This is a genomic window from Amycolatopsis sp. NPDC059027 (genome assembly GCF_042739735.1).
In the GTDB taxonomy this organism is placed as follows: Bacteria; Actinomycetota; Actinomycetes; order Mycobacteriales; family Pseudonocardiaceae; genus Amycolatopsis.
Genome location: NZ_JBHYIK010000063.1, coordinates 26,339 through 38,063, shown reverse-complemented (window position 1 = coordinate 38,063; position 11,725 = coordinate 26,339). Strand labels below are relative to the sequence as shown.

Sequence of the window (11,725 nt, the reverse complement as noted above, 5' to 3'; positions counted from 1 at the left end):
GCCACATGTCATCGTGTTCTGTCTGTTCACCGAAGCTGCCACGGCGGCAGCCACGGTCGTTCTCCTGATCCGGACACGGCCCGACGGAAACGCGGTACTGACCTTCTGTGTCCTTCTCGCGGCCGGAGTCGTGCAGAGCGAATTCGGCCGCCAGATCGAGCGCGACTACCGGCGGCTTACCGGCCCGCCCTACATCAGCATGTCGTCGGTATGGGTTTTCGCCGGTGTGCTCTTGCTGCCGCCGGCGCTGACGGCGCTGCTCACGGGCGGCTTGTACCTGCATCTCTCGACTCGCAGCTGGAACCGCCTGCGCCAGGCCGCGCCGTTCCGGTCGGCCAGCAACGCCACCATCATCGCCCTTTCCGGTTTCGCCGCCCACGGCGTCCTCGCCCTGTGCGATGTCGGCGGGATGGCCGCCGCGGTGAGCCGCGGGTGGACCGGCGCGCTCGTCGTCGCCGCGACCGGCGTCGCCTATTTCGTGGTCAACGCTCTACTCGTGCTGCCTGCCCAGAACGTCGTGGGCCGAACAGCCCAGGAGCTGTTCGGGACCTGGGGCGACAACCGGCTCGAACTGGCGACGCTCTGCCTCGGCGCGCTCAACGCACTCACCCTGGCGACGATGCCGTGGCTGGTCGTGCTGGTACTGCCACCGTTGCTGATCCTGCAGCGCACAGTGCTGGTCAAGCAGCTCGAAGCCGCCGCCAACCGTGACGAGAAGACCGGTTTGCTCAACATCTCGGGCTGGCGTGTCCTAGCCGAACGCGCTCTGGCGACGGCGGCGCAGCGGCGCAGGAGGTTCGGGCTGCTCATGATCGACCTCGATCACTTCAAGCGGGTGAACGACACCTACGGCCACCTCGCGGGCGACGCTGTGTTGAAGGCCGTCGCGGGCGCCATCACCACTGCGGTCCGTGATCGCGACGACGCCGTCGGCCGGTTCGGCGGTGAGGAGTTCGTGGTGCTGCTGCCCGACGTCGCGGAGCCGGACATCGCACCGGTGGCCGAGCGGATCCGCCAGGCCATCAGCCGGCTTTCGGTCCCCACCGAGCACGCGACGGTTTCGGGCTTGTCCGCGTCCATCGGGAGCGCGTCCTACCCGCGCTCCGGGACGACTCTGCCGCTTCTGCTCGACTCGGCCGACAACGCCCTCTACCACGCCAAGTCCACCGGCCGGAACAAAGTAGTCCACGTAACCGACCTCGGCTGACGCCCCCAAAGAGGAGCAAGGGACCTTTGCTAACACTTGCCCCGCGACCAGCAAAAACACGCCCCAACCGCCCACGAAGGGGACTGCCGGATGGCCACCAACCGGCACGAACCACCTGACGCAACCACACCGGATGGGGGTCCGGGGGCGTGCCCCCGGCCGGGGTGTGGGGGGGTGGGCGCCACAAAACACCCGACACAAGGAAGGGGGCGAGCGCTCTCCGCGAGCACTCGCCCCCAGACTTGTGGAGGTGCCGGGAATTGAACCCGGGTCCTCTAGCGCCTCCTCAGGGCTTCTCCGTGCGCAGTCCACTGTGTCTCTACTTGGCCCCTCCGGTCACGTGAACAAGCCGAAGTGACGGGCCCAGCCACTGTTGATTTCCCGATCAGGCCCCGTGGCCGGGACTGACGGTAATCCTCCTAGCTGATGCCGGAAACCGGGGCGGAGGAAAACCCGGTCCGACAGACTACGCGCTCGCTCAGGCGGCGAGGGCGTAGTCGCGCTGGCTATTGGCCTTGGCGCTTATTGGTTTGCGATGACGCTTACGGTGGTCTCTCGCCTGCACCGGCACGCTTCTCCTGACTCGACGTCCAGAGTCGAAACCGTTCACCCCCTTGGTGTGGGACATAACCTGTACAGCATAACGCGTCTGACTAGCGGTTTGTTTCCGGCGGGTGGTGGGGTTGGCCCTACCTGGGAGATGCCCGCTCACACCATGTCGCGGTGGGCGCGGGGACGGGATGCTGGGGTTCTCGTCCAGGAGAGGAGTCACCATGGTCACCGCATCGGCTACCGGCGAGGCCGGCCGCCACGCCCCGGCGCTCGGCGGTTCGCTGGCGTTCCTGCTGTTGAGCCTGCCGCTCGGAGCCGTTGCGTTCGCCCTGTTGGTCGGGCTGGTCCCGGCAGGGCTCAGCACAGCTGTGGTGTGGGTCGGCGTGCCGATCCTGGCATTGGTGGTGTTGTCGGCGCGAGGTGCGGCGCGCATGGAGCGCGCACGGGTGTACGCCCTGCTGGACACCTACATCGACCTGCCGTATCTGCCGCTTCCGGCCGGCTCGCAGTCGGCGCGGTGGAAGGCGCGGCTCAAGGATCCGTCGACGTGGCGGGACCTGGCCTACCTCTTCCTGCTGTTCCCGCTGGGCCTGTTCGAGTTCGTCCTGGTGACGGTGTTCTGGGCGACGAGCCTGGGGCTGGTCGCGCTGCCGATCTTCTACCGGTTCCTGCCCGACGGCGCGTACTTCTTCCCGTCCTACGATCTGCGGTGGATCACGGTCGACTCGACCGTGGCCGCGCTGCCGTGGGCGGCGCTGGGGGTCCTGTTCGTCGCGTTGTCGGTGGCGTTGACCAAGGCGCTGGGCGGGCTGCACGCGAAGTTCGCGACGGCGCTGCTCGGGCCGACGATGGCACAGCGGCACCGGATGGAGAAGGCGTGGAACGAGGTCGAAGAGATGAACACGGTGGCGGGATGACGACCGAGGAACAGGTACCGGTGGAGGTCCCGCGGCCGGGCTCGGTCCGCGCGATCCTCTACATGATCGCGAGCTTTCCCCTGCGGCTGATCCAGTTCGTGCTCGCCGTCGTGGGGTTCGCGGTGGGTATCAGCACCGTGGTGGTGTGGATCGGGTTCCCGATCCTGCTGGCCACGACGAGTTTCGTCCGCTGGTCCGGAGACGTCGAGCGACGCTGGGCGCACAAGATGCTGCGGGTGCCACTGCCCCCGGTCGAACGGCTGTCGACCGAGGGCCTGCCATTCGTGCGGAGCTGGCTGGTGCGGCTGACCGACGCGACGACCTGGCGCGATCTGGCCTATCTGATCGCGGCGTTTCCGCTCGCGTGTGCGGAGTTCCCGCTCGCGATCGCGTCGATCGTGTTGCTGCCGATGGCGATCTGGGTGCTCCCATGGGTCGGCTGGCTGCACGGGAACGTGGCGCTCGCCCTGCTCGGGCCGAACCGGACGAAGCGGCTGGAGCAGCGCGCGCAGCGCCTTCAGGCGTCGCGGGCCCGAGGCGTGGACGCGGCCGAGGCCGAACGCCGTCGGATCGAACGCGACCTGCACGACGGCGCGCAGCAGCGGCTCGTCGCCGTGGCGATGAGCCTCGGACGGGCGAAGTCGAAGTTCGAGAACGACCCGGCCGCGGTACGCGAACTGATCGACGAGGCGCATTCGGACGCGAAACTCGCGGTGTCGGAGCTACGTGACCTGGCTCGCGGCATCTATCCGGCGGTGCTCGGGGACCGCGGCCTGGACGCGGCGCTGTCCGCACAGGCGGCGAAGTCACCGATCCCGGTGGACGTCAAGGTCGACGTCGAGCCGCGGCCACCGGCGGCTGTGGAAACGACCGCGTACTTCATCGTCGGCGAGACGCTGACGAACATCGCGAAGCACTCAGGCGCGTCCGAGGCGGCTGTGAAGGTGTGGCGATCGGACACCCACGTCATCGTGGAAATCACCGACAACGGCCACGGCGGCGCCGAAATGCGGCCGGGTGGCGGGCTCGCCGGGCTGGCCGACCGGGCCGCCACGATCGACGGCGTCATCACAGTGGTGAGCCCGGAGGGTGGCCCGACGGTCATCCGGGCGGACCTGCCGTGTGAGTGGTAACCGATTCGTGAGTGAATAGCGGGGACGCTAGTTCACTCACGAATCTGGGGGCCCCATGCGGGTAGTGATCGCCGAGGACGCCGTGCTGCTGCGGGCGGGGGTGACGCGCCTGCTCGCCGACGAGGGGATCGAAACGGTCGCCGCGGTCGACAACGGCGACGACCTGCTCGGCGCCGTCACCGAACACCGGCCCGATCTGGCGATCGTGGACGTCCGGATGCCGCCGACCTTCACCGACGAGGGCTTGCGTGCCGCATTGGCCGCGCGCAGTGCCCTCCCCGGATTGCCTGTGCTGGTGCTTTCGCAGTACGTCGAGGAAAGCTATGCGGTCGAATTGCTCTCCGGCGGCGCCGGCGGTGTCGGCTATCTGCTGAAAGAGCGCGTCGCGGACGTCGCCGAGTTCTTGGACGCGGTCCGCCGCGTCGCCGGTGGCGGCACCGCGATCGACCCCGACGTCATCGCGCAGCTGATGGCCCGCGGCCGCAAGAACCCGCTCGACGCGCTGACCGCGCGCGAGTCGGAGGTGCTGGGCCTGATGGCACAGGGGCTCTCGAACACCGCGATCGCGAACTCGCTGGTCGTCTCCCACGGCGCCGTCGAGAAGCACATCGGCAACATCTTCTCGAAGCTCGGCCTGGAAGCCAGCGCGGAGGAACATCGCCGGGTCCGCGCGGTGCTCACCTACCTGGGCCGCTGATCCCCGAGGGAGCAAGGGACCTTTGCTATCGCCGGAGAGGAGCAAGGGAGCTTTGCTATCGCCTGGCGGAAGCAAGGGACCTTTACTATCGTTGCTTAGCCGAAATAACCAGCGTGAGCAAAGGTCCCCCGCTCCTCCTCTCCCGGTAGGCTGGATCGAGCGGTCACCCGTTCCGACGGCAGAACCCGCGGTTCCGCTCACTTACCATGGGCGAGACGTCGCCCGGCCGAGTGAGGAGTCGCGATGACAGGCCGCCCCACCCAGAGCGTCCGCTTCTTCGGCGGACCGCTGGACGGCCGCGTCCACGAACTCGGCGACGACGAACTGGTACCGGGCACCGTCGTCCGGCACATCCATCTCCACGGCGGCCCCAAGATCGAGACGCTCTACGAGCTGGGTCTCACCGAAGAGGGCTGGGAGTACCGCGTGTCGGCCGAGTCCCGGTCCGAGCCCGACAGCATCCGCGAATCCTGATCTCCGCGAAGAGGTAGGGAGAACCCCACCTCCGGACGGGCAGAAACCCCCGGGCGGATACGGCAGTCAGCACCGCTGTTTTCCCAGGTCAGGGCGACCAAGCTGGACGCATGCAGACAAGCCAGCAGGTCACCCCGCGGTCCGCGCGCGGGAGCCGCGACATCTTCCTGGACGTGATCCGGGCGGGAGCGATCCTCGCCGTCGTCGCCCAGCACTGGATCATGCCCGTGCTGTCCTACTCGAATGGGCGTCTCGAGACCGGCAACGCACTGGCCACGCCCGGCTGGTGGGCCCTGACCTGGCTGTCGCAAGTGATGCCTCTGGTCTTTTTCGCGGGCGGTGCCGCGAACCTGATCTCGCTGAGCCGCGCGGAATCCCCGCGCTCCTGGCTCGCCGCGCGGGTCCGGCGGCTCATGCTGCCGGTTCTGCCGCTGCTGGCGGTGTGGCTGGTGGTGCCCGACGTCCTGCGCGGTCTCGGCGTCCCGGATCAACCATTGCAGATCGCCAGTGCGATCGCGGCGCAGCTCCTGTGGTTCCTCGCGGTCTACGTCCTGATCGTCCTGCTCACTCCGCTCATGGTCGCCGCGCATCGCCGCTGGGGCCTGCGCGTCCCGCTGGTGATGGTCGCCGCCGGCGTGCTCGTCGACATCGCGCGCTTCAACGACCTCGGCCTGATCGGCTACGCCAACGCCGTGTTCATCTGGGTCGCCGTGCACCAGCTCGGTTTCCACTACGTCGACGGCAGGCTCGGGTCACTCGGCAGGCGCGGCGCGCTTGCACTGTCCGCCGCCGGTTTCGGGATCACCGCGCTCATGGTCGCCTTCGGCCCCTACCCCGCCAGCATGATCGGCATGCCGGGCGCACCGGTGTCGAACATGAGCCCGCCGACCGTCCTGCTGGCGTTCCTCGCGATCGGCCAGATCGGCCTGCTGCTCGCGTTCAAGTCACAGTTGACGCGCTTCGCCGCACGCCCGGCCCCTGCCGCCGCGCTGGGCTGGATCGGCCCGCGGTTCATGAGTGTGTACCTGTGGCACATGCCGGCACTGATCGTCGTCTCCGGCATCACGGTCTACGCCCTCGGCTACTCGACGCCCACGCCCGGCTCGATCGAGTGGCTGGCGATCACCCCGGTGTGGGTCGCGGGCTGCGCCGCCGTGCTCGGCCTGCTGCTGCGGGCGTTCGGCCAGTTCGAGTCGATCCGCGACCGCACGGTCAGCACCGCCCGCCTGCCCCAGCTGATCGTGGCCGGGCTGCTCGTCTCCGGCGGCCTGCTCGGCCTGGCAGCGCACGGCTTCGCACCGCTGAGCGACGGGATCGCGCACGGTCCGGTGCCGTGGGTGGCGCTGGCGGCCGTGGGATTCCTGCTGGCGGGCAAGCACATCCCGGTGACGCGGCTGGGCACCCAGTTCCTGGGCAAGGCCACCGCGCTCACCAGGAACGCGCAGGGCGCGGCGATCAAACGCTGAGCAGGCGTGCGGGCGTGTCGTGCAGTACCGCCCGCAGGAACGGTTCTCCCAGGCGATCGTCGGCTGCCCAGCCGGCGATCGCCTGCAGCTGTGTGGCGTAGGAGTACGGGATGTTCGGGAAGTCCGTGCCAAGCACGATGCGGTCGGCGAAGGCGGCCAGGCGTGCCGTCCAGTCCGGGGGCAGCGGGGCGCCGCGCTCGCTGAACGGGACTCCCACCATCGTGGTGTCCAGGTACACCCGCGGGTACTTCGCCAGGAGATCGAGCGCGGTCAAGTACTCCGGGGAGCCCGCGTGCGCGAGCACCGCGGTCAGCTTCGGATGCCGGGCCAGGACCTCACCGAAGATCCGCAACCCGGTGAAGTCGCCCCGCAACGGGCCGTGTCCACAGTGGACGACCACGGGAACACCCGCGTCGGCGAGCGATCCCCATACCGCGTCGAGCAGTTCGTCACGCGGGTCGTAGGCACCGACCTGGACATGTGCCTTGAAACACCGGGCTCCCGCACGCAGCGCTTCGTCCACTGAGGACTCCGCAGCGGGTTCGGGATAGAACGTGCCCGTGGGCACCGCCTCCGGCACCCGTTCGGCGAACTCCAGCGCCCAGGACGTCAACCACTGCGCCATCCCGGGTTTGTGCGGATAGACCAGTGGTGCGAACCGGCGGACACCGAACGCGCGCAGAGTGTCGATCCGCTCGTCCTCCGTGGTCCGGTAGTGCACCGGCCACGGCATGCCGTAATGCGCCTCGGCCCGGTCGAAATAGGCCCAGACCTTGTCCATCACCGGCTTCGGCAGGAAATGGACGTGCAGGTCGACGAGCCCGTCGAGCCCGAGGGACGCCGTCCAGCGTGCGACGTCGGCGTCGGACGCCGGACCGGCGCTCACTCGGTGAACCTGCCCTTGAGCGCCCTGCCCATGGCGCGGCTGATGTCGCGCTGCGCGTCGCGTTTCGCCAGTGTCTGCCGTTTGTCGTAGGCCTTCTTACCCTTGGCGAGCGCGATCTCGACCTTGACCTTGCCGTCCTTGAAGTACATCGACAACGGCACCAGCGAGAGACCGCTCTCCTTGGTCTTGCCGATGAGCCGCTCGATCTCCCTGCGGTGCAACAGCAGTTTCCGGGTCCGCCGCGGCATGTGGTTGGTCCACGTGCCCTGCGTGTACTCGGGGATGTGCACGTTGCGCAGCCACACCTCGCCGTCGTCGACGGTGGCGAAGGCGTCCGCGAGCGACGCCTTGCCCGCGCGCAGGCTCTTCACCTCGGTGCCCTGGAGCACCAGACCGCATTCGTAGGTGTCCAGGATGGAGTAATCGTGGCGAGCCTTGCGGTTCGACACGATTACTTTGTGGCCACGTTCCTTGGGCATAAGGCGACTCTACGTGATTCTCCCGGCTGGAGCAGGTGGTTATCGCCGCTAGTGACGGACGTACAGCCGCAGCGTGACGTACCCGGTGATCGCGGAAATGACCACGGACACGGCAAGCAGGATCGGCGCGACGGGGAACAGCACCTCGAGCATCGTGATCTTCGGGAGGACTTCGCCGGTGAAGACCGAATCGAGGAACGTTGCCTTCACCGCCACCAGGAAGATGACGCCGAGCACCGCACCGACCACGCCGGCGACCACCGCCTCCAACAGGAACGGTAGCTGCGTGTACCAGCGCGTCGCGCCGACGAGCCGCATGATGCCGACCTCGGTGCGCCGGGTGAACGCGGACACCTGGATGGTGTTGGCGATCAGCAACAGCGCAGCGATGGCCATGATCAGCGCGGCGAGGAAGGCGAGGTTGCGCGCCCCGTTGAAGGCGTTGAAGACCCGGTCGAGGAACTTCTTCTGGTCGTCGACCTTCCGCACGCCGGGCTGCCCGGTGTACTCCTTGACGATCACTTCGCTGCGATCCGGGTCCTTCAGCTTCACGTGCAGCGACGCGGGCAGCGACTCGGGGCCGGTCAGCGCCACGAGTTCCGGCTGGCTCTCGAAGATCTTCTTGAACCGGTCGAAGGCCTGGTCGCGGTTCTCGAACACCACGGACTCGACGCCCGCGCTGCTCTGCAGCTTCTGCCGCAACGACTGGCACAGCTGCTGCGCGCAGTTCTTGTCGTTGGCACTGATGTCATCGGTGAGGTAGACGGAAACCTCGACGTCGGCCATGAAGTTGGCCTTCATCTTGTCGAGCGTCCGCACGGCGAGCAGACCACCGCCGAGCATGGCGAGGGAAACGGCGGTGGTGAGGATCATCGCGATGGTCATCGTGACGTTCCGGCGCAGGCCGGTGAGTACCTCGCTGAAGACGAAACTGGCGCGCATCGCAGGTGGATATCCCTTGTGGTTCGGGGGTTGACGGAGCTGGGCGGGTGAACGAGGTCAGCGACCGATGCCGTAGACCCCTCGGGCATCGTCGCGGATCACCCGGCCGAGTTGCAGCTCGACGACCCGGCGGCGCATGGAGTCCACGATGGAATGATCGTGGGTGGCCATGAGCACGGTGGTGCCGGTGCGGTTGATCCGCTCCAGCAGCAACATGATGTCCTGGCTGGTGTCCGGGTCCAGGTTCCCGGTGGGCTCGTCGGCCAGCAGCACCAGCGGCCGGTTCACGAACGCGCGCGCGATCGCCACGCGCTGCTGCTCACCACCGGACAGCTCGTTGGGCAGCCGATCGGCCTTGCCGTCGAGGCCGACCAGCTCCAGCACCTCGGGCACGACCTTGCGGATCGTCTGCCGCGGCTTGCCGATGACCTCGAGTGCGAACGCGACGTTCTCCGCGACGGTCTTGTTCGCGAGCAGGCGGAAGTCCTGGAACACACAGCCGATCGTCTGCCGCAGGCGCGGGACCCGGCGGCGAGCCAGCTTCGCGACGTCGAAGTTCGACACCATCACGCGGCCCTTGGACGGCACCTCTTCACGCAGCAGGAGCCGGAGGAACGTCGACTTCCCCGAGCCCGAGGGCCCGATCAGGAAGACGAACTCACCCTTGTCGATGTCGACCGACACCCGCTCCAGGGCAGGCCTGGTCGAGGTCTTGTAGACCTTGGAAACCTCTTCGAGCCGGATCACGATTCGGCATACTACCCATTGGGTTCGTTAAGCCGAGGTTGCCCGTGCCCCGGGGGTGAGCAAGGGACCTTTACTACCGCCGGGCGATAGCAAAGGTCCCTTGCTCCTCTTCGGGAAAACCGGCGGTCAGGCGGCCGTGGTCTGCTGCTTGCGCCAGCGGATGCCCGCCTCGAGGAAGCTGTCGATCTCGCCGTCCAGCACCGCCGACGGGTTACCGACCTCGTACTCGGTGCGCAGATCCTTGACCATCTGGTACGGGTGCAGCACGTAGGAGCGCATCTGGTTGCCCCAGCTGGAGCCGCCGTCCTTGAGCGCGTTCAGCTCGGCGCGCTCCTCCTCCTTCTTGCGCTGCAGCAACCGCGCCTGGAGCACCTTCATCGCCGCGGCCTTGTTCTGCAGCTGCGACTTCTCGTTCTGACACGAGACGACGATGCCGGTCGGGATGTGCGTGATCCGGACCGCGGAGTCGGTCGTATTCACGCTCTGTCCACCAGGCCCTGACGAACGGTAGACGTCGACCCGGATGTCCTTCTCCGGGATGTCGACGTGGTCGACCTCTTCGACCTCGGGGAGCACCTCGACGTGTGCGAAGGAGGTCTGGCGCCGGCTCTGGTTGTCGAAAGGCGAGATGCGCACCAGGCGGTGCGTGCCCTGTTCGACCGACAACGTCCCGTACACGTACGGCGCGCTCACCTTGAACGTCGCCGACTTGATGCCCGCCTCTTCGGCGTAGGAGATGTCGTAGACGTCGGTCGGATACCCGTGGCGTTCGGCCCAGCGCAGGTACATGCGCAGCAGCATCTCGGCCCAGTCGGCCGCGTCGACGCCACCCGCCTCGGAGCGGATGGTGACGACGGCGTTGCGCGCGTCGTACTCACCGGAGAGCAGCGTGCGGACCTCGAGGGCGTCGATGTCCTTGCCGAGCTCGGTGAGCTCCTCCTGGGCTTCGCTCTGGCTGCCGGAGTCACCCTCGGCCTCGGCCAGCTCGTAGAGCACGCCGAGATCGTCGAGCCGCTGGCGCAGCTCGGAGACACGCCGTAGCTCGGCCTGCCGGTGGGACAGCTGGCTGGTGACCTTCTGGGCTGCCTCGGGGTCGTCCCAGAGGTTGGGGCTGGAGGCCTGCTGTTCCAGATCCGCTACCTGAGCGCGCAGCGCGTCCAGGTCCATCACCGACTCGATCTGCGCCAGTTTGCCGGTCAGGTCCCTCAGTGCCGCGTCGAACTCATCACTCACGCCTGCCAAGGTTACGGCAAAACCCACGACCGGTTGCGAGGAACCGGCCGTGGGTGGGGTGAATCAGGCGGACGGGATGGCGTCGAGCAGCTTCAGCGCGGCTTTGGCCTGCGCCTGAGCGAACTCGCCGACGGCCTTCTCGTAGGGCCCGTCGGCCGCCTTCGTGGCGGCTTTCGCGTCGTCGAGCTGCTGGCCGTAGCTGGAGCGTGCGGTCTCGAGGAGCGAGGCGCGCTGCTTCGCGGTCAACGACCCGGCGTGCACGAGCCGCAGGATGAGCGGGCTGCGCAGGTGGTCGGGACCGGCTTCGGAGGCCAGCCAGTTCTTGAAGGCCTTCTTGCCGGCTGCGGTGATGACGTACTGCTGGCTGGAACGCGGGCCCTGCTTGCCGAGCCGAACGAGGCCTTCCTTGGACAGCGCCGGGAGCTCGCGGTAGACCTGGCTGCGAGTGACACTGAAGAAGGCGCCGAAGCGCTCACCCGCCCCTGCGACGAGCTGCCCGCCGGTGGCGGGACCGTCGTGGAGCAGACCAAGCAGAGCGGCGGCGGTTGCATTTAATTCGGACACGTCCTCTACGTTCCCACTTCTCGGCCGCTGTGTCCACAGTGGTCAGCACATCTGTCCATTGTGGCTAGTGAGATCCGCTCGTTCGGCCCAATCAGGCCCTAGTCCACAGTGGACCCGGCCACGCTGCGCAACCGACCCCGCCAACCAGCCCAACCTTCTCGGCCATCCAGCACAGCATTCACGGCACCGGTTGGAAACGTTGTCCTATTTTCGCTTCTGCTTTTCGCCGGTAGCGCACAAAGGCAACCTCCAGTGGAGGGACCGGCCTTCACGCGTATCGCAAGAACCCTGCTGCCAGACCTCAGAAACACCACAAAAACAAGACCCGGGGGGGGGGGTCCGCGATACGCGCGGGGTCGAGCCTTAAGTGCGCCGGTGGTTTATTATTTTGCTCTGCGTGTTTTTTGGAGACAGAGAGAGCACTGCGA

Annotated in this window: 12 protein-coding genes and 1 other RNA gene; 6 read left to right on the top strand and 7 right to left on the bottom strand. The window is 67.5% G+C overall.

Annotation, left to right across the window (positions count from 1 at the left end):
• The first annotated feature begins 13 nt into the window (after positions 1 to 13).
• Positions 14 to 1,207: a diguanylate cyclase gene (locus tag ACFWY9_RS34170; protein WP_378330312.1), complete on the top strand. Its 1,194-nt coding sequence runs from the start codon at positions 14 to 16 to the stop codon at positions 1,205 to 1,207.
• A 242-nt stretch (positions 1,208 to 1,449) separates the two neighbouring features.
• Here the strand turns inward: ACFWY9_RS34170 and ssrA are convergent.
• Positions 1,450 to 1,821, bottom strand: a transfer-messenger RNA (tmRNA) gene (gene ssrA, locus ACFWY9_RS34165).
• A 159-nt stretch (positions 1,822 to 1,980) separates the two neighbouring features.
• On the opposite strand from ssrA, the gene ACFWY9_RS34160 reads away from it, so the two are divergent.
• The 5 genes from ACFWY9_RS34160 to ACFWY9_RS34140 all read left to right on the top strand — a co-directional run bounded on the left by ACFWY9_RS34160 (position 1,981) and on the right by ACFWY9_RS34140 (position 6,446).
• On the top strand, positions 1,981 to 2,676 hold the full coding sequence (locus ACFWY9_RS34160) for a sensor domain-containing protein (protein WP_378330311.1): 696 nt from the start codon (positions 1,981 to 1,983) through the stop codon (positions 2,674 to 2,676).
• Complete coding sequence (locus tag ACFWY9_RS34155) at positions 2,673 to 3,809, top strand: sensor histidine kinase (protein WP_378330310.1); 1,137 nt, start codon at positions 2,673 to 2,675, stop codon at positions 3,807 to 3,809. The genes ACFWY9_RS34160 and ACFWY9_RS34155 overlap by 4 nt, the downstream gene beginning before the upstream one ends.
• Positions 3,810 to 3,864: 55 nt before the next feature.
• Entirely contained in the window at positions 3,865 to 4,506 is a 642-nt protein-coding gene (locus ACFWY9_RS34150) for a response regulator (RefSeq protein ID WP_378330309.1), read from the top strand.
• Positions 4,507 to 4,749: 243 nt separating this feature from the next.
• Positions 4,750 to 4,980, top strand: a complete 231-nt coding sequence (locus tag ACFWY9_RS34145; protein ID WP_378330308.1) for a hypothetical protein — start codon at positions 4,750 to 4,752, stop codon at positions 4,978 to 4,980.
• Positions 4,981 to 5,090: 110 nt separating this feature from the next.
• Entirely contained in the window at positions 5,091 to 6,446 is a 1,356-nt protein-coding gene (locus ACFWY9_RS34140) for an acyltransferase (protein WP_378330307.1), read from the top strand.
• Here ACFWY9_RS34140 and ACFWY9_RS34135 read toward each other — a convergent pair.
• The 6 genes from ACFWY9_RS34135 to ACFWY9_RS34110 all read right to left on the bottom strand — a co-directional run bounded on the left by ACFWY9_RS34135 (position 6,436) and on the right by ACFWY9_RS34110 (position 11,297).
• The gene (locus ACFWY9_RS34135; protein ID WP_378340793.1) at positions 6,436 to 7,332 is read right to left on the bottom strand and encodes an amidohydrolase family protein; all 897 of its coding nucleotides are present in this window, start codon (positions 7,330 to 7,332) and stop codon (positions 6,436 to 6,438) included. The two genes, ACFWY9_RS34140 and ACFWY9_RS34135, sit on opposite strands and share 11 nt — an antisense overlap.
• Positions 7,329 to 7,811: an SsrA-binding protein SmpB gene (smpB, locus tag ACFWY9_RS34130; protein WP_378330305.1), complete on the bottom strand. Its 483-nt coding sequence runs from the start codon at positions 7,809 to 7,811 to the stop codon at positions 7,329 to 7,331. The genes ACFWY9_RS34135 and smpB overlap by 4 nt, the downstream gene beginning before the upstream one ends.
• Positions 7,812 to 7,859: 48 nt before the next feature.
• Positions 7,860 to 8,753, bottom strand: a complete 894-nt coding sequence (ftsX, locus tag ACFWY9_RS34125) for a permease-like cell division protein FtsX (RefSeq protein ID WP_378330304.1) — start codon at positions 8,751 to 8,753, stop codon at positions 7,860 to 7,862.
• Positions 8,754 to 8,810: 57 nt separating this feature from the next.
• Complete coding sequence (gene ftsE / locus ACFWY9_RS34120) at positions 8,811 to 9,500, bottom strand: cell division ATP-binding protein FtsE (protein ID WP_378330303.1); 690 nt, start codon at positions 9,498 to 9,500, stop codon at positions 8,811 to 8,813.
• A gap of 126 nt (positions 9,501 to 9,626) precedes the next feature.
• On the bottom strand, positions 9,627 to 10,733 hold the full coding sequence (prfB, locus tag ACFWY9_RS34115; RefSeq protein WP_378330302.1) for a peptide chain release factor 2: 1,107 nt from the start codon (positions 10,731 to 10,733) through the stop codon (positions 9,627 to 9,629).
• Between the two features lie 63 nt (positions 10,734 to 10,796).
• Complete coding sequence (locus tag ACFWY9_RS34110; protein WP_378330301.1) at positions 10,797 to 11,297, bottom strand: PadR family transcriptional regulator; 501 nt, start codon at positions 11,295 to 11,297, stop codon at positions 10,797 to 10,799.
• Between the last annotated feature and the right edge of the window lie 428 nt (positions 11,298 to 11,725).